Source organism: Ruegeria sp. O5, from assembly GCF_056535105.1.
Genome location: NZ_JBQERN010000016.1, coordinates 1 through 19,876, shown reverse-complemented (window position 1 = coordinate 19,876; position 19,876 = coordinate 1). Strand labels below are relative to the sequence as shown.

Genomic DNA, 19,876 nt, shown 5'->3' with positions numbered 1-19,876 from the left:
CGTGCTGAACTGATATCGGCAAACTCGAGAAGGAGCCTGTGATGGTTTCACGCGTAATTCCGGTAGAGCCGTTCGATCTTGTGTTGTTCGGCGCGACCGGGGATCTGGCGCAACGTAAGATCCTGCCGGGCCTGTACCATCGGTTCGAGGTCGGCCAGATGCCTGATGGGGCGCGGATCATCGGCACGGCGCGCTCGGATATCGACAGCGATGGGTTTCGCGATCAGGTCCGTGCATCGATGCAGGAATTCGCGCCGAAGTTCAAAAAGGACACATTGGACCGGTTCCTGTCCCATGTTGAATACGTGCCGGTGGATGCACTGGGCGATGCCGGATGGTCCGATCTGTCCAAGATGCTGCGCCCCGACGTGGTGCGGGCCTTTTACCTGTCAGTGGGTCCCAGCCTGTTTTCGGGCATTGCGCAGCGCCTGCATGACGCCGGTCTGGCCACGCCGGACAGCCGCATCGTTGTCGAAAAGCCTTTCGGCCATGATCTGGCCTCGGCCAGGGCGCTGAACGAAGGCTTGCGGGCGTGTTTCAAGGAACACCAGATTTACCGGATCGACCATTATCTGGGCAAGGAAACCGTGCAGAACCTGATGGCGCTGCGCTTTGCGAATTCCCTGTTCGAGCCGCTTTGGAACTCGACCCATGTCGATCATGTGCAGATCACAGTGGCGGAAACCGTCGGGGTCGAAGGGCGCGGGGCCTATTACGATCAATCCGGCGCGATGCGGGACATGATCCAGAACCATCTGGTGCAATTGCTGTGCCTGACCGCGATGGAACCTCCGTCAAAGTTTTCTCCCAATGCAGTGCGTGACGAGAAGGTCAAGGTGATCGAGGCGCTGGAACCAGTCGAACCCAGGGACATCGCCCGTGGTCAGTATCGCACGGGCAAGGGCGGTGACGGATACCTTGATCACGTTGGCAAGCCGGCCAGCCGCACCGAAAGCTTCATTGCACTCAAGGTCCATATCGGCAACTGGCGCTGGGCCGGGGTGCCGTTCTACCTGCGCACAGGCAAACGCCTGCGCGCCCGTGCCTCTGAAATCGCGGTGTTCTTCCGCGACCCGCCACACACGATCTTTCCCAATGTCGGCCCGTTGCATGGCAACGTGCTGGTGATCCGTCTGCAACCTGACGAAGGCATCACCCTGCGCACAACGATAAAGGAACCGGGGCAGGGCGGGTTCCGCCTGTCCGATGTTGCTCTGGACATGAGTTTTGCCGACGCGCTGGGTGATGACTCGCAATCCCCGGACGCATATGAACGCCTGATCATGGATGTCATCCGGGGCGATCAGACCCTGTTCATGCGCGGGGACGAGGCCGAGGCCGCCTGGGCCTGGGTCGATCCCATCATTCACGGCTGGGAACAGCGCGGGGACAAACCCGCCAAGTACGATCAGGGCAGTTCAGGCCCCGAAGAAGCACTGATGCTGATGCATCGCGATGGGCGTCGCTGGCGTCAGATCGGAGGGTAATCATGGTTCACTCTGTCATTTCCGACGTCACCAAACGGATCATCGACCGCAGCGCCGGTCTGCGCGGCCCCCATATCGACCGGATGGAACAGGCCAGATCCAAGGGTCCCGCCCGTGCGCACCTGTCCTGCAGTGGTCAGGCCCATGCCTATGCGGGTGCGGGTGAAGACCAGCAATCCATGGCTACCGGCACGGCGGGCAATCTGGGCATCGTCACCGCCTATAACGACATGCTGTCTGCCCATCAGCCTTTTGAACGGTACCCCGCCCTGATCCGCTATGCGATCCGCGCTGCCGGAGGCACCGCACAGGTCGCGGGTGGCGTGCCAGCCATGTGCGACGGTGTCACCCAGGGCGAAGCAGGGATGGAATTGTCGCTGTTTTCACGCGACGTGATCGCATTGGCAACTGGCGTAGCACTCAGCCACAACACTTATGACGCGGCTGTCTTCCTCGGCGTCTGCGACAAGATTGTCCCTGGTCTGATCATCGGTGCGCAGGCGTTCGGGCATCTGCCTGCCGTGTTCCTGCCCGCAGGACCAATGACCAGCGGTCTGCCCAATGACGAAAAGGCCAAGGTCCGTCAGAAATTCGCTGCCGGAGAGGTCGGGCGCGACGAACTGATGGCCGCCGAAATGGCCGCCTATCACGGCCCCGGCACCTGCACTTTCTACGGCACCGCCAATACCAACCAGATGCTGATGGAGTTCATGGGCCTGCACCTGCCGGGCTCCAGCTTCGTCAATCCCAACACGCCCTTGCGCGACGCGCTGACCCAAGAGGGCGCGCGCCGCGCCCTGTCGCTCAGCGCGCTGGGAAACAGCTATACCCCGGTTTATCAGGTGCTCGACGAACGGGCCTTTGTGAACGGTATCGTCGGCCTGATGGCGACCGGAGGCTCGACCAATCTGCTGATCCACCTGATCGCCATGGCGCGCGCCGGGGGCATCGTGCTGGATTGGCAGGATTTTTCCGATATCTCCGCCGTTGTTCCACTGGTCGCGCGGGTCTATCCCAACGGTCTGGCCGACGTGAACCACTTCCACGCCGCAGGCGGGCTTGGGTTCACCATCGGCACGTTGCTCGAAGAAGGTTTGCTGCACCCCGATACGCTGACCGTCGCCGGGCAGGGCCTGCACAATTACACGCGCGAGCCCAAGCTGATCAATGGTGAGCTGACCTGGCAAGACGGTACAGGCCACAGCCTGAATGACAAGATCGTCCGCCCCGCCCGCGATCCGTTCCAGCCCACCGGCGGCCTGTCGCGCCTGACCGGCAATCTGGGCACCGGGGTCATGAAAGTATCAGCCGTCGCGCCAGAACATCAGGTGGTCGAGGCTCCGGTCCGCGTTTTCCACGACCAGGACGCGGTCAAGGCAGCCTTCAAGGCTGGCGAGTTCACCGGTGACGTCATCGTCGTCGTGCGCTTCCAGGGCCCCAAGGCCAACGGGATGCCGGAACTGCACTCACTGACGCCCATGCTGTCGATCCTGCAGGGCCGGGGCCAGAAAGTGGCGCTGGTCACCGATGGCCGTATGTCTGGCGCATCCGGCAAAGTACCCGCCGCCATCCATGTCGTCCCCGAGGCGCTCGACCGCGGCCCCATTGCATACCTTCAGGATGGTGACATCCTGCGCGTTGACGCGGTCAGGGGTGATTTGGAAATCCTCACCGCAGGCGTTTTGGACCGTGCGCCCGTCACCGCCGACCTGTCCGCCAATCAACACGGTACAGGGCGCGATCTTTTTGGCGCGTTCCGCCAGAATGTCGGCTCGGCCGACACCGGTGCCAGCATTTTCGGAGTTTAACCTCATGTCCAAATCCCAACGCACCCGTGAAATCTGCGCACTGGCCCCGATCGTTCCGGTTCTGGTTGTCGATGACGTCGCGCAGGCCTGCCCGCTGGCCGAGGCATTGGTCGCCGGCGGTCTGCCAGCGCTTGAGGTCACTTTGCGCACGCCCGCCGCGCTCGACGCGATCCGCGCGATGGCCAAGGTGCCCGGCGGCGTGGTCGGCGCAGGTACGCTGGTCACACCGGAAGACGTCCGCGCCGCCAAAGAGGCGGGCGCGCAGTTCGGCGTCTCTCCGGGCGCAACCGACGCGCTCATCGCGGCGTGCGAGGCCGAGGGCCTGCCGCTGTTGCCCGGCGCGGCCACGGCCAGCGAAGCGATGGCATTGCTGGAAAAAGGCTATGACATGCTGAAATTCTTTCCGGCCGAGGCCTCGGGCGGCGCGCCCGCACTCAAAGCCATCGGCGCACCCCTGCCGCAGATCAGCTTTTGCCCGACAGGCGGGGTGTCGCCGTCCAACGCCCGTGACTACCTGTCCCTGTCCAATGTGGTCTGCGCCGGTGGCAGCTGGGTCGCGCCCAAGCAGATGGTCGAAAGCGGCGACTGGGCCGGGATCGAAACACTTGCGCGCGAGGCATCGAAGCTGGCGGATTGACGCCGCGAAGCCCCTCGGTAATGTGGGCGTCAACTCAGACAGGTTGACCCCATGACACAGACATCTGCCCTCTCCCAGGGGCGAACTTATTTGGCGATCCCGGGCCCGTCGGTGATGCCGGACGCAGTCCTGCAGGCGATGCATCGCCCGTCGCCCAATATCTACGATGGCGCGCTCATCGACATGATGCCCGCGTTGACCCGCGATTTGCGCCGGGTTGCTCGCACAGGCCATGACGTCGCCATCTATATCGCCAACGGTCACGGCACGTGGGAGGCCGCGTTGTCCAACGTGATCGCCCCCGGCGAAACCGTTCTGGCTCCTGCCTCGGGCCGGTTCACCCATGGCTGGGCCGAGATGGCCGAAGGCATCGGGGCAAAGGTGCAACTAATCGATTTTGGCACCTCATCCGCCTGGGATCTCGACCGAATTGCCGACGCATTGCGCGCGGACAAAAGCTACCAGATCAAGGCCGTTCTCGCGGTTCATGTGGACACATCAAGCTCGATCCGCAACGATATCCCGGCACTGCGCAAACTGCTCGACGATCTGGACCACCCGGCGCTGTTGATGGCCGATTGCATCGCCTCGCTGGGATGCGACCGGTTCGAGATGGATGAATGGGGCGTCGATGTCACGGTCACCGCCTGCCAGAAAGGCCTGATGACCCCCGCAGGCACAGGCTTTGTCTTTTTCAACGACAAAGCACAGGCCAAGCGGGCCGCCATGCCGCGTGTGTCGCGATACTGGGACTGGCAGCCGCGCGCCAATCCCGACCTGTTCTACCAGTATTTCGACGGTACCGCGCCGACACATCACCTTTATGGTCTGCGCGCCGCGCTCGACCTGATCCATGCGGAAGGGGTCGAACAGGTCTGGGCCCGCCATGAGCGTCTGGCTACTGCCATCTGGGCGGCCTGCGAAACATGGTCCGAAGGCGGCGCGCTGCATCTGAACGTTGCCGACAGCGACCACCGCAGCCATGCCGTTACAGCCCTGCGCCTGACCGCAGGGCGCGGCACGGCCCTGCGCGCGTTCACCGAACATCAACTGGGCCTGACACTGGGCATTGGCCTTGGGATGGAGGATTACGACAGCTGTTTCCGCCTCGGGCATATGGGCCATGTCAACGGGCAAATGGTGATGGCGATGCTGGGCGGTATGGAAACGGCCATGGCCGCGCTTGATATCCCCCGTGGCAAAGGCGCGCTCGAGGCCGCCGCCGCCGTCCTGGCCGCCTGATACACGTCAGACGAACAGCACTGATCCGCCCCTTCATCTGGCCAAAAATATCCTCGGGGGGAATCGCGCATTGCGCGATGGGGGGCAGACAGCCCCCCCTTTGCCCCGATGGCAAGACAGACCAGTGCTAGGCAGTATGTGACCGCACCTCCACTAGCGCCTTGGGCAAGGCGGCCGCAAAAGCATCCAGATCTGCTGTTTCACCACAGCTTACCCGGATGCACCTGTTCTGGGGCGCTGCAAACGGCATCCGAACAAACAGACCCCGCGCAACCAAAGCCTCCAGTACCGCTCTGGCGAACTCGCCATCCCGCCCGCAATCAATCGTCACGAAATTGGTGGCCGAGGGCAGGGGCTCCAACCCGTTCTCGCGGGCAATCGTTCCTATCCGCTCACGCGCCTCTGCGATCTGTGCCTGAATGTGCTCCAGCCACGCACCATCCTGCAACGCGGCCAGCGCCCCGGCCTGCGCCGCGCGGTTCATGCCGAAATGGTTGCGCACCTTGTTGAAGGCTGCAATCAGGTCGGGCGCTCCAATGGCATAGCCAACCCGTGCGCCCGCCATGCCATAGACCTTGGAAAATGTCCGCATTCGGATCACGCGAGGGTCGTCTGCGCTGACGGGTGCCGCTGTCCCCTCTGGCGCGCATTCCACATAAGCCTCATCCAGAATCAGCAGGCAACCCTCGGGCAGGGCATCCATCGCCGCCACGATATCCGCGCCGGAATGCCAGCTGCCCATCGGATTGTCCGGATTGGCCAAATAGACCAGTTTTGCCCCCACCTCGGCCGCCTTCGCAAACAGGGCCGCCGGGTCCTCGTGATCCCCGGCATAGGGAACCTTGTGCAGAACGCCACCGAACCCGGCCACATGATAATTGAACGTCGGATACGCCCCGTCCGAGGTTACAACCGCATCCCCGGGCCCTACAATCAGACGCACAAGATAACCCAGAAGCCCGTCAATCCCTTCGCCTACGACGATATTTTCGGGGGTTACCCCATGATACTCGGCCAAAGCATGGCGCAGATCGTGATTCTCGGGATCGCCATACATCCAGATATCAGACGCGGCCTGCTCCATGGCCCGGATCGCGCGGGGCGAGGGGCCAAACACGCTCTCATTGGCCCCAAGACGGGCAATGAACGCCGCGCCGCGCTGACGCTCTTGCGTTTCGGGGCCCACAAAGGGCACGGTGGCGGGCAGGGATTGGGCAAGCGGGGTGTATCGAGGTCCTGTCATGCCTGCAGATAACCCCAAGCCCGAGCTTCGGGCAAGCGCGCACCTCATCCCGCGCGTCAGAACGTATTGAAACAAAAGTAAGGAGCGCAGATGCGCATACTGTCTGCCATTGTTCTTCTGGGCCTTGCCTATCTTCTGTTCTGGCCCGTTCCCGTTATCCCCGTCGCCGTTGAGATACCGGAAGATGCCGGTTTCACAGGAGATTTCGCAGAAAACACCGCGCTGGACGCCGCGCAGCTGATCCGCCTGCCGGATGGGGAAACCGGCCCCGAAGATATCGCCATCCTGCCCGACGGCGCGGTCTATACGACCAGCCGGTCTGGCACGCTCTATCGGATTGACGGGGCCGACCCTGTTGTGGTCGACCAGCTTGGCGGGCGTCCTCTGGGCCTCAGGGCCGGGCCGGATGGCGCGCTATATATTGCCGACAGCTTTCGCGGGGTGATGCGCTGGACCGGGTCGGGCACGCTTGAATCCGTGGTGGCAGATATCAACGGTGCACCCGTGGTCTATGCAAACCAACTGGACGTGGCACAGGACGGCACGATCTATTTTTCGAACTCCTCTGACCGGTTCGACCCCGAAACCATGGGCGGGACCAAGCTGACCTCGGTCCTGACCATCTGGGAACAATCCGATACAGGCTATGTCGCCCGTCACACACCCGACGGCAGCACCGAAAAGATTGCCACTGAATTCGTCTATACCAATGGCATTGCCCTCTCGCCCGATACAGATTTCCTGCTGATCGCCGAGACCGGCCGCGCACGGGTGCACAAGCTGTGGCTCAGCGGGCCGAAAGCCGGTCAGCAAGAGGTCTTGCTGGACAATCTGCCGGGCTATCCCGACAATCTCGAAGCACAGGGCGATGGCACCTACTGGATGGCCTTCGCCAGCCCGCGTGTGCCGTCCGAGGCGCTGATGCCGTATCCCTTCCTGCGCAAGGTGATCTGGCGGCTGGGCCCGGCTGTGCGCCCGGCGCCGATCCATCGGGGTATGCTGGTTCAGTTCGATGGTGAAGGCACGATCCTGCGCACGCTACAGGATCCGCAGGGCCGTATTGGCATCACGACAGGGGGCCGGATCGTGGGCGATCAGTTCTATGTCATGACGCTCGATTCTCCCTGGTTCGGGCGGATGCCTGTCAGCGATCTGCCCTGACGTCGCAGTGGAAATCGGCGTCCCGTCCGGGCATGGTCGCCGCAACTGAATTTCGGGAGGTCCCCCATGTCACGCGTATCCGTCACCTATCAAGACCATGTTGCCCATGTCATCCTGACCCGGGGTGACAAGATGAACGCGCTGGATGACGCGATGGTCAAGGCATTGCTCTCTGCCGGGCAAGAGGTCGCCGCCTCGGACGCCCGCGCCGTGGTTTTGTCGGGCGAGGGGAAAAGCTTCTGCGCCGGGCTCGACATGGCAAGCTTTGCCAAGATGGCCCATATGGACCCCACCGAATGGCTGATGACCCGCAGCCACGAAGATGCCAACGAAATGCAGGAGCTGGCGCTGATCTGGCGTCGCGTACCGGTGCCGGTGATCTGCGCCATTCAGGGTGTCGCCTATGGCGGTGGCCTGCAAATCGCTCTGGGCGCGGATATCCGTATCGCGCACCCCGAGGCGAAACTGGCGGTGATGGAGATGAAGTGGGGTATCATCCCCGATATGGGCGGCATGGTTCTGCTGCCCCGGCTTGTGCGTTCGGACGTGCTGCGCCTGCTGACCTACACGGCCCGGCCCATCGGCGCGCAGCAGGCGATGGATTGGGGACTGGTCACGCAGCTTTCAGATGACCCGCTGACCGAAGCTCTGGCCATTGCCGAGAATATCGCCGGTCAAAGCCCCTCGGCTATCCGTGCCGCCAAGCGGCTGATCGAAGTGGCCGAAACCCAGCCCCGTGCGGACGTTCTCAAGGCGGAATCCGCCGAGCAGGTGGAGCTGATCGGCAAGCCTCATCAGATGGAGGTCGTGATGGCGCAGATGCAGGGCCGCAAGCCCGAGTTCAAGTGATCAGCGCATGAAAGCCCGCCGCGCATCGCGGGCCATGTTGTAACGCATTTCCAGATCAGCGATCTCCGACATCGCGGCCCGGCGTTCCGCGGGGTCGGTCAGGGCCGGATACGCTTTGCGGGCCGCATCCAGTTTCTTTTTGATGTCGAACTCTTCGGGAAGAACCCCGGCTTGCGCCATGATCCGGTGCCCGGCGGCGATGGCCGGATCGCCCTGCGCCTCGCCGGACCGGTCGGGCAGGGGGAGACCTTCGCCGACAAGGCCCTGCAACTGCCCCTCGGCCTGTGCCTTTTTGATCTGGCGCTCCACCAGTTTTCCAAGTGAACCGAACATGGCGCAACTATACCCGGTAAGGGCGGGATGCGAAAGCGGCTACCGAACTCTGTTGCTGACCAGATAGGCCAGCCCGCCGACCAGCAGACCCCAAACCGCCGCGCCCAGGCCAAAGACGGTGACGCCCGATGCGGTGATCGCAAAGGTCAACATCGCGGCCTCACGCTCGGCCGGAACCTCAAGTGCTGCGAAAATCGAATTGGCCAGAACGCCGATCAGGGCGACACCGGTCAGTGTCCCCATCAACAGCGGATCGGCATGGGATGCAAAGCCGGTAATCGCCACGGCAAAGATACCGAATACACCATAGAACACACCACTCATGATGGCCGACCAGTACCGTTGCGCGGGGTCGGGGTGGCTGTCTTCATTGGAACACATCGCAGCCGTGATCGCCGCAAGGCAGGTGGCAGGTGCACCAAATGGCGCAGATAACAGGCTCGCCCCACCCACGGATGAAAACAGCCTGCCCGGTGCCGGGGTATAGCCAAAGCTGCGCATCACCGCGATGCCGGGAATATTCTGGGTCGCCATCGTGACAATGAACAGCGGGATGGCGATCCCGATGGTCGAAGCCAGCGAGAAACTGGGCGAGGTCCAGACCGGTGCCGCCAGCCATCGCGCCGGGGTCACCGATGCGTCGCCTGCGTTCAGCACCACAACCAGCGCGGCGGCGACAACGGCCGCCGGAACAGCGAACAGCCGGTTGATCCGGCCCGCGATGAACCATGTCAGGATCACCGGCAGGGCTTGCGCGGGCAATTCGACTGCGGCCTGAAAGGGCAGAATGCAAAGCGGCAGCAGAACCCCCCCCAGCATGGCCTGTGCCAGAGTCGTCGGAATGGCGGCCGCCAGCCGCCCCAGTGGCCGCCAAAGCCCGGCCAGAACCGTCAGCGCCCCTGCACACAGGAAGGCGCCCGTCGCCTCGGCAAACCCCAGCGCCGGTGTCGCGGACACCGCCAGCAGCGCCGCCCCCGGCGTCGACCAGGCGACGCTGATCGGTTGCCGGTACCACAGGCTCAGAACAATGGCGGTCAGTCCCATTGCGATGGCCGCCATCATCAGGCCCGAGGCCGCCTGCGCCGGAGACGCCCCCATCGCGGCCAGCCCCTGCAACACGATAGGAAATGAACTGAAGAATCCGACAATGGCGACAACAAGCCCGGTCGAGACTGTCTGGAGCGGTGGGGCAAACTGGGTCATGACTGCCTCGGGCGGTTGGGGTTGGTGATTGCTAACAAGCGGCGGCAGGGACGGGCAAGGTCTGAACGCGCAAAAGAAAACCCCGCCAGATCAGCGGCGGGGTTCGGGGTATGAGTATTTTTGAAAAGATGAAGATCAGGCGATCTCGGCCAGACGGGCCAGCGCCTCGTTCAGCTTGGCTTCTTCTTCCTCGCGTGCGGCGAGGTTGGCTTTGGCTTCCTCGACCACCTCATCCGGGGCCGAGGCCACGAATTTGGGGTTGTTCAGACGCCCACGCAGGCCACCCAGTTCCTTGGCCAGCTTGCCCTTTGCTTTCTCCAACCGCTCCTTTTCCGCGCCAATGTCGATGATATCCGCCAGCGGCAGGCCGAAGGAGGCTCCGGGAGCGGCAATCGAGATGGTGCCCTTGGGCAGCGCGTCCGCGCTGGTCAGGCTGTCGATGCGGGCCAGACGTTTGATCAGCGCCTCGTTGCGGTCCCACGCGGCTTGGCCGTTGGCGTCGATCTCGGTCACCAGCATCGGCACGTAAAGACCCGCAGGCACCCGCATCTGCGCACGGGCCGAGCGGGTGTTCTCGATCACCGAGATCACCCAGTTCATCTCACGATCAGCGTCGGCGTCGACCAGTTCCGTGCCGTAAGTCGGCCAGTCGGCATGGACGACCATTTTCGCGCGGTTGCCGGTCAGGCCCCACAGCTCTTCGGTAATGAAGGGCATGATCGGGTGCAGCAGAACCATGCACTGATCCAGAACCCAGCGCATGGTGGCGCGGGTTTCGACCTGTGCTTGGGCGTCGTCACCCTGCAGCAGGGGTTTCGACAGTTCCACGTACCAATCGCAGACCTTGCCCCAGACAAAGGCGTACAGGCCGTTGGCGGCATCGTTGAAGCGATAGCTCTCCAGCGCCGCGTCGACCTCCGCCCGCACACGGGCGGTTTCGCCGATGATCCAGCGGTTTACGGCGGCCTTGGGCTGCAGGTCGGCCACGTCCAGTTGCGGGACGGCGTCGGTAAAGACCTCGTTCATCTCGGCAAAGCGGACGGCATTCCAAAGCTTGGTGCCGAAGTTGCGATAGCCGGTGATGCGCTCGCGCGACAGTTTCAGAACGCCGCCAATGGCCGCCATCGAAGCGTTGGTAAAGCGCAGCGCGTCGGCACCGAACTCGTCGACGATTTCCAGCGGGTCGATGACGTTGCCGGTGGTCTTAGACATCTTCTTGCCCTTCTCGTCGCGGACGAGCTGGTGCAGGTAGACGGTGTGGAACGGGATCTGATCGACCACGGCCAATTGCATCATCATCATCCGGGCGACCCAGAAGAACAGGATGTCGAAGCCGGTGATCAGAACGTCTGTCGGGAAATAGCGGTGCATTTCCTCGGTATCTTCGGGCCAGCCCAGCGTGCCGATGGGCCAGAGGCCGGATGAGAACCAGGTGTCGAGGACGTCGGGGTCGCGAATGAGACTAACATCTTGGATCGGTCCAAAGTTGATAGATCCAATAAAGGCCTCGCTTCCCCGTGATGAGCCTTCCATTGGCGGCATCTCGATAAAGTCTATCTCATAACCGAGCGCATCAGCATAAAACTTGGCGGCTTTGGTCTTCGCTTCTGCGAATGTTGGAGCGCAAAAAGGTTGTCTTTCTGCTTGATGCGAGACTGTGCCATCCTTGATCCCTGGCCCATACCAAACCGGAATCTGATGTCCCCACCACAGCTGGCGCGAGATGCACCAGGGCTCGATGTTTTCCAGCCAGTGGTAATAGGTTTTCTCGCCCGATTCAGGGATAATCTTGACCGTGCCATCCTTGACCGCATCCAGCGCAGGACCGACGACCTTTTCGGCATCCACAAACCACTGGTCGGTGAACATCGGCTCGATGACGACTTTCGAGCGGTCGCCAAAGGGTTGCATGATCGGTTTGCTCTCGACCAGTGGGACAAGTGCCGGGCTGAAGTCCTGCCCACCGTCTTCGCCCTCTGTAGGCCGGGCTTCAGCCCAGCTCGATCCCAGACGCGGATCGTCCGCTGGACACATAACAGCCAGACCTTCGCGGGTGATCTCTTCGACCACCTTGGCACGCGCCTCGAACCGGTCCAGTCCGCGCAGGTGATCCGGGATCAGGTTGATCGCGTCGATCTCATTCTCGGTGAACGCTTTGCCGCGCGCGTATTCCTGCGCCTTGCCCGCCTCTTCGGCGTAAGGCGCGCCATCAGCCCGCATCGCGCCTTTGGTGTCCATCAGGCGGTACATCGGAATGCCGCAGCGCCTGGCCACCATATTGTCGTTGAAGTCATGCGCACCGGTGATCTTCACAGCGCCCGAGCCGAAATCGGGATCGGGATACTCATCGGTGATGATCGGGATCTGGCGGCGATGCTCTTTCGGGCCAACCGGAATTTCGCACAGTTTGCCGACGATCGGCGCGTACCGCTCATCCGACGGATGCACGGCCACAGCACCGTCGCCCAGCATGGTTTCAGGGCGGGTCGTCGCGATCGAAATATAATCCCGCTCTTCGCGAAGGATTACGTTCCCATCTTCATCTTTTTCCAAATACTCATATGTCTCGCCGCCCGCCAAGGGGTACTTGAAGTGCCACATGTGGCCCGGCGTTTCAATATTCTCGACCTCAAGGTCCGAAATCGCCGTCTCGAAATGCGGGTCCCAGTTGACCAGTCGCTTGCCGCGATAGATCAGGCCCTTTTCGTACATGTCGACGAAGACCTTGATAACGGCATCATGGAAATTCGGGCTGTTCTCGTGCCCGGTGCGCGGGTCACCTGGCGCGCCCGCCATGGTAAAGGCGTTGCGCGACCAGTCGCAGCTGGCGCCCAGGCGCTTGAGTTGTTCAATGATCGTGCCGCCGTATTCGCCCTTCCACTCCCAGACTTTCGCAAGGAATTTCTCGCGTCCCAATTCGCGCCGACCTTCGTTGCCCTGCGCCGCCAGCATCTTTTCCACCTGCATCTGGGTGGCAATGCCCGCGTGGTCCTGCCCCGGCTGCCACAGCGTGTCAAAGCCCCGCATCCGGTGCCAGCGGATCAGGATATCCTGCAACGTGTTGTTGAACGCATGACCCACATGCAGCGCGCCCGTCACGTTGGGCGGCGGGATCATGATGGTAAAGCTTTCCTCGCGCGAACGGTTCGCGCCTGCCTTGAAGGCTCCGGCCTGTTCCCAGGCCTCATAGATACGGGCCTCGGCCTCGGCCGCGTTGAATGTCTTTTCCATCGCCATGGGATGCGTCCTGCGTCAACAAATTCGGGTCAGCGCCTGCAATAGCGAATGGAGACGGGAAGGGGAAGGCCCTGTGCGGCGACGATTGCCGAAGTCACCCCGTGCCGGTCGCCTCGTTTCCGTACAGGTGCGTGCTTTGTGCCGCGCCTTGTGTCATCGCCTTGGCCTGATCCTCCCGAATGCGGGCATGAAGCGCCAAGGCTGGCTGCGAAAACAACTCGGTCGGTGGTTCGATGAGGATGAAATTGCCCACCCGGTCTTCGCCCCGCGCCAAAACCGCGTAATCGCGGTCCGCCACTTTTTGCTGTGCGTTCGGGTTCAGATACCGGATCGCCAGCCCGATCCGCCGATCGTCCGACGTATTGGGCCCCGAGCCATGGATTGTGAGGCCATGGTGCAGCGACATCTGACCCGGCTGCAGTTCAATATGTGTTTTGTCCTCGTCTGCCACATCGACAGCCACCTCCTGCCCGCGCGACAGCAGGTTGTTGTCTGAAAACGTATCGTTATGGGGCAGGATCGGGTTTTTGTGGCTGCCTCTGACAAAGTCCATGCAGCCGCTTGCTACCGTGGCAGGCGACAATGCGATCCACGCGGTCATCTGATCCGGTGTTTCGCCCATCCCCCAATAGGTCAGGTCCTGATGCATTCCAACAACCTGCGTCGTGCGTGGCTCTTTGATGAACAGTTCCGCAGACCACAGCAGCAAGTCCGGTCCCAGTATTCCTTCGACGACGTCCAGAACCCTGGGGTCCAGTGCGATACGGGCGACCAGCGGCATCACCACATGGGCGTTCAGGCGTTTGTACATGTTCAGCGGCAGCGGAAGGTCAGCCACGCGCCAGGTCTCCTCGATCTGCTCCAGCTCGGCCCGGAACTGTTCGGTCTCATCCGGCGAAAAGACAGTGATGGGAAAGGCAAACCCGTCTTGCCAATACGCGTCGACCGATGGGGCGTCCAGGCGGCCCTGTGACAGGGAAATGGGTTCGGGCATGGGGGACCTCCGGCAGGCTGCATTTTCAAACAGCCTACGAATCCCTCTGTGGCTCCTGCAATCCTGTTTACGACATCGGTGTCGCCAGACGCTTTCATGCAAGGCGCTGGACATAAGCGAGCGCAGGGCTAGTGTCGCCATCAAGGCAGTGACAGGAGCATCCCATGGAAAAATTCGGCAAAAGCCAGCCCGTAAAACGGACCGAGGATCAGCGGTTCCTGACCGGGCAGGGGCGCTATATGGACGATGCCGTGCCCGACAATGCGCTGTTTGCCGCTTTCTTCCGCAGCCCTGTGGCCCATGGCGATATCACCGCGCTGGATCTTGAATCCGCGCGGGATGCCGACGGGGTGCGGCTGGTCATGACATTGGACGATCTTGCCGCCTCGGGCATCGATACAGTGATGAATGCCGCAACCTTGACCAACCGCGACGGAACCGGCTCTGCCGCGCCGGATCGGCACATGCTGGCGAGGGACCGGGTGCGCTTTGTGGGCGAACCCGTGGCCGTTGTCATCGCTGATACGCTGGTTCAGGCGCAGGGCGCGGTCGAGCTGATCTGGATGGATATCCGGGAACGCCCCGCCAAGCTGGACGTGAACGCGGGGGGTGAGGCCCTGCACCCGCAAACGCCCGACAATCGCGCGTTTGACTGGGGCTTGGGTGATGAGGCCGCGACCAAAGCCGCCTTTCAGGCCGCCGCCCATACCGTGTCGCTGAACGTGCACGACAACCGCGTCATCATCAGCTCGCTCGAGCCGCGGGGCTGTCAGGCCGATTGGTCTGGCGGGCGTCTGCACTTTTCCTATGGCGGGCAGGGTGTCTGGGCGATGAAGGCACAGCTGGCGCAAAAGCTGAAACTCGATGCGGATGCGATCCGTGTCACCACCCCGGATGTGGGGGGCGGGTTCGGCATGAAGGTGATGCCATATCCCGAATATTTCTGCGTGGCCGTGGCCGCGATGAAACTGGGTCAACCCGTGCACTGGATGTCCGACCGGTCCGAGGCAATGCTGTCCGATCACCACGGCCGCGACCTGACCTCTCTGGCCGAGCTGGCCTTTGATGCCGACCACCGGATCACCGCCTACCGCGTCCACAGCAAAGTCAACCTTGGTGCCTATAACAGCCATTTCGCGCAGGCGATCCAGACAAGCCTGTTCAGCAAGGTGCTGATGGGGGTCTATGACGTTCAGACCACCTATCTCCGGGTCGAGGGGTTCTATACCACGACAACACAGGTCGACGCCTATCGCGGTGCCGGACGCCCCGAAGCGATCTATGTGCTGGAACGCGTGATGGACCGCGCGGCACGCGAACTGTGCGTTGACCCGTGGGAGTTGCGGCGCAAAAACTTCATCAGACCCGGCGATTTCCCCTACACCTCTGCCACGGGTGAAACCTATGATGTCGGCGATTTCGACATGGTCCTGCGCCGCGCGGCCAGCCAGACCAGCGGGTTCGAAGCCCGCAAGGCCGCCGATGCCGAACGCGGTCTGATCCGGGGGCAGGGTCTTTGTTACTATATCGAAAGTATTTTGGGGGACCCTTCCGAGAACTCGAAGGTCGAGTTTTGCGAGGATGGCACGGTGAACCTTTATGTCGGCACACAATCGAACGGGCAGGGGCACGAGACGGTTTATGCCCAGTTCCTGTCCGATCAGACCGGCGTCCCGATGGACAGGATCACCGTCATTCAGGGTGATACCGACCGGCTTGGCCATGGCGGCGGAACCGGTGGCTCGCGCTCGGTGACGGTGCAAAGTACCGCGACCCTCGCCACCATTGACAAGATGATCGCCGCATTCACGCCTTATCTGGCCGATAAGATGGGGGTCGAGGACAGTGATGTGCGATTTGACCATGAAACATTCCGCGCGCCGGGCTCGAACCTGACGCCGACCCTGACCGAAGCCGCGGCCATGGCGCGCGCCGACGGGCGTTTGGACTTGCTGACGCATGAGTCCCGCGCGCAATTGGATGCCCGCAGCTATCCCAACGGCGCGCATGTTGCCGAGGTCGTGATCGATTCCGTCACCGGCGAAACCCGTGTGGACCGCTACACCGTGGTTGATGATTTCGGAAATCTTATCAACCCGATGCTGGCCGAAGGGCAGGTGCATGGCGGGGTGGTTCAGGGCATCGGGCAGGCGCTGTCGGAACATGTGGTGCATGATGATCACGGACAGCTGCTCACGGCATCGTTTATGGATTACGCCTTGCCCCGCGCGGTGGACGTACCCATGATAAAGTTTACCTCGGCGCCGGTGCCGTCAACTTCCAACCCGATGGGGATGAAAGGATGCGGCGAGGCCGGCACGGTGGGCGCTCTGGCCGCTGTGGCGAACGCGGTTCAGGATGCGCTCTGGGATCACGGGGTGCGGCAGGCGGATATGCCTTTCACACCTCATAAAGTTTGGGAATTGCTGACGCATGAAACTGTCGCGGCTGAGTAGGAAGGTTCTGGGATGGCTCGGGCGGCCCTTACGGTCCGAGCACTCCGCCGAAACGCGGCACCGCGAACCGATCAGCCACGTTATTATCCTAGATGGCACCATGTCCACCCTCGAACCGGGGTTCGAAACCCATGCCGGTCAGACCTATCGCCTGTGCTGCGAAATGGGCAGCAAGGTGTCGGTGTTCTACGAGGCGGGCGTGCAGTGGGAAAGCTGGAAATCCACCATGGACGTGATGATGGGCCGGGGTATCAACCGCCAGATCCGCCGCGCCTATGGCTATCTGGCGTCACGCTACAAGCCCGGTGACCGGATTTATTTCATCGGTTATTCCCGTGGGGCCTACGGCGTGCGCAGCCTTGCCGGGGTGATCGACATGATCGGCCTGCTCAAGGCCGAACACGCGACCGAGCGGAACATCCTGCAAGCCTACCGCCATTATGAATGCAATGTCAGCGGCACCGCCGCCCGCGATTTCCGCCGCAAGTTCTGCCACGACAACGTCAAGATCGAGATGGTCGGTGTCTGGGACACGGTCAAGGCGCTGGGCCTGCGCCTGCCGCTTCTGTGGCGCTGGGCCGAGGATCGTCATGCCTTTCACAACCACCAGCTGGGCCCTGCCACTCTGCATGGCTATCACGCGCTGGCCCTCGACGAAACGCGCGAGGTGTTCGAGCCGGTTCTGTGGCGATGCAAGCCCGAGTTCAACGGCCATGTGGAACAGGTCTGGTTCCGTGGCACCCACGGCGATATCGGCGGCCAGCTGAACGGCTATGAAGAGGCCCGGCCGCTCAGCAATATCTCGTTGATCTGGATGCTGGACAAGGCCGAGATGCACGGGCTGCCGATGCCCGAAGGCTGGCGCACCCGTTTCCCGACGGATGCCCATGCGCAATCGGTTGGAACCTGGCGCGGCTGGGGCAAGATATTTTTGCTGCGCAAACACCGCAAGGTCGGGCGGGACCAGTCAGAACGCCTGCATGTCTCGGTCGCGCCGGATGAATTGCCGGGCTGGGTGGCGATGCCGAACCTGCCGACACATCCCGCGCAGTGAAAGGCTACCATGTGCCACTGACACCAAGATCACCGGCACTTCAATGTCAGGTTCGAGCCCTCTTTGACCGATGCTGCAAGACGCACTAATGACCGCTCTTTTGTGTCAGCCGCTTGCCATACCTGCAATCATTGCGCCTAGCGCGACAAGGTGGACCAGCATGAGCGCCTTGTCATTCCATAGAGCGCCGACGGCGAACCAACCCACGACTCCGACAAGAAACAGGTAGAGGTTCCATGGTGTCCAGCCAAACCCGGTCGCGGTGTATCCCATGATCTGAACTGCGGATGCGCCCCACTTGACCGCGAAGACAAGGCGCTCGCGCGATGACGCGAGCGCCAAGGTATCAGACTGCACGTGTCAATCCTCCGTCGAGACGCAAGTTTTGTCCTGTCATGTAGCCACCATGATTCGAGGCGAGCCACGAAATGAGAGAAGACACCTCCGAAGCGAAACCGTAGCGCCCCATGGGAATACGCGCTTTGCGGTCTTCGGTTTCGGGCAGACTGTCTATGAATCCCGGAAGGACGTTGTTCATGCGAATGTTCTCGGACGCATATTTATCCGAATAGAGTTTCGTGAATGCAGCAAGCCCGGCCCGGAAGACCCCCGACGTTGGGAAAAGAGGGTCAGGTTCAAATGCCGCAAAGGTTGAGATGTTGATGATCGCCCCGCCGCGCTGCGCCTGCATTGTGGGTGTGACAAGCCTTGTCGGACGGATCACGTTCATCAGGTAGACTTCCATCCCTTGATGCCAATCGTCGTCGCTGATTTCGAGAACCGGTCCTTTCGGTCCGTGGCCAGCAGAGTTCACCAAGACATCGATACGGCCCCAACGATCCTTCGCACCCTCGACCAGAGCGTTCAGCGCTTCTCCATCAAGGTTAGAGCCAGTCACGCCAAAGCCGCCGAGTTCTCCGCCGAGCGCCTCACCCTTGCCGGACGAGGACAGGATGCCGACTTTGAACCCATCTTCTGCCAATTTGCGGGCTGCATCCGCGCCCATGCCGCTGCCGCCAGCCGTGATCAAAGCTACTTTTTCTACTGTCATGTCGAGTATCCTTTCTTGATTGAACCATACATGGTTATTTTTTTGGTGAAATTCGATTCAGAATTGATGTTGCATGACAGTAGAATTACTATTGAAAAATGACCGAACTTCCCCCGCTCAACAGTTTGCGTGCGTTCGATGCAGCCGGTCGCCGCCTCAGCTTCCGCTCAGCCGCCGATGAATTGGGCGTTACGCAAGGGGCCGTTGCACAACAGGTACGCCAGCTCGAAGCGCATCTTGATGTGGTCTTGTTTGAAAGGGTGCCGAAAGGCTTGGCTTTTACGCCAGTCGGGCGCAGCTATCACAACCGCATTGCCGGAGTGTTCGTAGACCTTCGAGCCGCAACTGCCGAACTGAAACCAGAGCCGAATAAAGTTCTTATCAGTGTCACACCGACCTTTGCTGCGAAATGGCTGATCCCCAACCTACCGGACTTCACCGCAGCGCACCCGGATATCGATTTGCGGATTATGGCGACCGAAAGAGTTTCCAGCTTCCACAGCGACGGGATAGACCTTGCAGTGCGCCAGGGATCGCCGCCATTTGGCGCATCGCTGGACGTAACGCTCTTGTTCAAGCAGTCGCTAATCGCTGTCGCCGCGCCAAAGTTTGCGGCCAAAGGTGACGCTCATCTTGACCCAGAAAACCTCGCCAACCAGCCGAAGGTCCATGATACCCATGACCTATGGCCCAGCTATCTTGCGCATTTAGGCGTACGGGACCAGTCTCCTCGTCACCTTCGTCTGAGCCAAACCTCCCTTGCGGTCGATGCAGCAATCGCCGGGCAAGGTTTGGCGTTGGTAAGCCGGTTTCTGGTGGCTAATGACCTTGAAGCCCGACGTTTGATCGAGGTTGGTGCAGCTTGGGACGCGAGCGGAAATGATTTCTATGTCCTCATGCCACGAACCGCCAAAACCAATGAATCGGTCGTCAATGTCGTGACATGGCTAACGGCGCGCTCAGCCGAAGATGCCTGACTACATTGGAACCATGAGCGGTCATTCAAATCATTGGGACGAATGGCAGTAAGGTCCGGATAGTGTTGAAAAAGTCCATTGATTGGTCGGTCTGTCGCTGATTCACTCGTTTTATGAGCGGAGGTGCGGCGATGATGGGACCGA

Annotated in this window: 16 protein-coding genes; 9 read left to right on the top strand and 7 right to left on the bottom strand. The window is 61.6% G+C overall.

The features are described 5' to 3' along the window. Positions 1 to 41: 41 nt before the first annotated feature. From zwf to ACR0M3_RS16315, 4 genes are read left to right on the top strand one after another with little or no spacing between them, the layout of a single operon-like run. Positions 42 to 1,487 (top strand): glucose-6-phosphate dehydrogenase, encoded by a 1,446-nt coding sequence (gene zwf / locus ACR0M3_RS16330; protein WP_480911725.1) that lies wholly within the window; start codon positions 42 to 44, stop codon positions 1,485 to 1,487. Positions 1,488 to 1,489: 2 nt separating this feature from the next. Further along, a complete protein-coding gene (gene edd, locus ACR0M3_RS16325) occupies positions 1,490 to 3,295 on the top strand; it encodes a phosphogluconate dehydratase (protein ID WP_480911723.1) in 1,806 nt (601 codons plus the stop codon). Positions 3,296 to 3,299: 4 nt separating this feature from the next. Beyond that, entirely contained in the window at positions 3,300 to 3,932 is a 633-nt protein-coding gene (locus ACR0M3_RS16320) for a bifunctional 4-hydroxy-2-oxoglutarate aldolase/2-dehydro-3-deoxy-phosphogluconate aldolase (RefSeq protein WP_480773914.1), read from the top strand. 51 nt (positions 3,933 to 3,983) lie between these two features. Next, complete coding sequence (locus ACR0M3_RS16315; protein ID WP_480911721.1) at positions 3,984 to 5,174, top strand: pyridoxal-phosphate-dependent aminotransferase family protein; 1,191 nt, start codon at positions 3,984 to 3,986, stop codon at positions 5,172 to 5,174. A 127-nt stretch (positions 5,175 to 5,301) separates the two neighbouring features. Here the strand turns inward: ACR0M3_RS16315 and ACR0M3_RS16310 are convergent, their stop codons facing one another. After that, positions 5,302 to 6,417 (bottom strand): pyridoxal phosphate-dependent aminotransferase, encoded by a 1,116-nt coding sequence (locus ACR0M3_RS16310; RefSeq protein ID WP_480911719.1) that lies wholly within the window; start codon positions 6,415 to 6,417, stop codon positions 5,302 to 5,304. Positions 6,418 to 6,507: 90 nt separating this feature from the next. Between ACR0M3_RS16310 and ACR0M3_RS16305 the strand changes: the two genes are divergently transcribed. Both ACR0M3_RS16305 and ACR0M3_RS16300 read left to right on the top strand, forming a co-directional pair. After that, positions 6,508 to 7,578, top strand: a complete 1,071-nt coding sequence (locus ACR0M3_RS16305; protein WP_480911717.1) for an SMP-30/gluconolactonase/LRE family protein — start codon at positions 6,508 to 6,510, stop codon at positions 7,576 to 7,578. Positions 7,579 to 7,644: 66 nt separating this feature from the next. After that, on the top strand, positions 7,645 to 8,427 hold the full coding sequence (locus tag ACR0M3_RS16300) for a crotonase/enoyl-CoA hydratase family protein (protein ID WP_480488459.1): 783 nt from the start codon (positions 7,645 to 7,647) through the stop codon (positions 8,425 to 8,427). On the opposite strand, the gene ACR0M3_RS16295 is transcribed toward ACR0M3_RS16300, so the two are convergent. The 4 genes from ACR0M3_RS16295 to ACR0M3_RS16280 form a co-directional block, all read right to left on the bottom strand. Continuing rightward, entirely contained in the window at positions 8,428 to 8,760 is a 333-nt protein-coding gene (locus ACR0M3_RS16295) for a DnaJ family domain-containing protein (RefSeq protein ID WP_267363466.1), read from the bottom strand. A 39-nt stretch (positions 8,761 to 8,799) separates the two neighbouring features. Continuing rightward, positions 8,800 to 9,963 (bottom strand): benzoate/H(+) symporter BenE family transporter, encoded by a 1,164-nt coding sequence (locus ACR0M3_RS16290; protein WP_480484399.1) that lies wholly within the window; start codon positions 9,961 to 9,963, stop codon positions 8,800 to 8,802. Between the two features lie 135 nt (positions 9,964 to 10,098). Then, entirely contained in the window at positions 10,099 to 13,200 is a 3,102-nt protein-coding gene (locus ACR0M3_RS16285; RefSeq protein ID WP_480911715.1) for a valine--tRNA ligase, read from the bottom strand. Between the two features lie 94 nt (positions 13,201 to 13,294). After that, a complete protein-coding gene (locus ACR0M3_RS16280; RefSeq protein WP_480911713.1) occupies positions 13,295 to 14,194 on the bottom strand; it encodes a phytanoyl-CoA dioxygenase family protein in 900 nt (299 codons plus the stop codon). Positions 14,195 to 14,358: 164 nt separating this feature from the next. Here ACR0M3_RS16280 and ACR0M3_RS16275 point away from each other — a divergent pair, with 164 nt between their 5' ends. After that, a complete protein-coding gene (locus ACR0M3_RS16275) occupies positions 14,359 to 16,650 on the top strand; it encodes a xanthine dehydrogenase family protein molybdopterin-binding subunit (RefSeq protein WP_480911712.1) in 2,292 nt (763 codons plus the stop codon). Further along, entirely contained in the window at positions 16,628 to 17,704 is a 1,077-nt protein-coding gene (locus ACR0M3_RS16270) for a DUF2235 domain-containing protein (protein ID WP_480539545.1), read from the top strand. Before ACR0M3_RS16275 ends, ACR0M3_RS16270 begins: the two co-directional genes overlap by 23 nt. Before the next feature lie 105 nt (positions 17,705 to 17,809). Here the strand turns inward: ACR0M3_RS16270 and ACR0M3_RS16265 are convergent, their stop codons facing one another. Continuing rightward, complete coding sequence (locus ACR0M3_RS16265; protein ID WP_480508603.1) at positions 17,810 to 18,061, bottom strand: DUF6552 family protein; 252 nt, start codon at positions 18,059 to 18,061, stop codon at positions 17,810 to 17,812. After that, positions 18,051 to 18,755 (bottom strand): SDR family oxidoreductase, encoded by a 705-nt coding sequence (locus ACR0M3_RS16260; RefSeq protein WP_480508601.1) that lies wholly within the window; start codon positions 18,753 to 18,755, stop codon positions 18,051 to 18,053. The genes ACR0M3_RS16265 and ACR0M3_RS16260 overlap by 11 nt, the downstream gene beginning before the upstream one ends. A gap of 98 nt (positions 18,756 to 18,853) precedes the next feature. On the opposite strand from ACR0M3_RS16260, the gene ACR0M3_RS16255 reads away from it, so the two are divergent. Next, on the top strand, positions 18,854 to 19,732 hold the full coding sequence (locus tag ACR0M3_RS16255) for a LysR substrate-binding domain-containing protein (RefSeq protein WP_480901146.1): 879 nt from the start codon (positions 18,854 to 18,856) through the stop codon (positions 19,730 to 19,732). Positions 19,733 to 19,876: the final 144 nt, after the last annotated feature.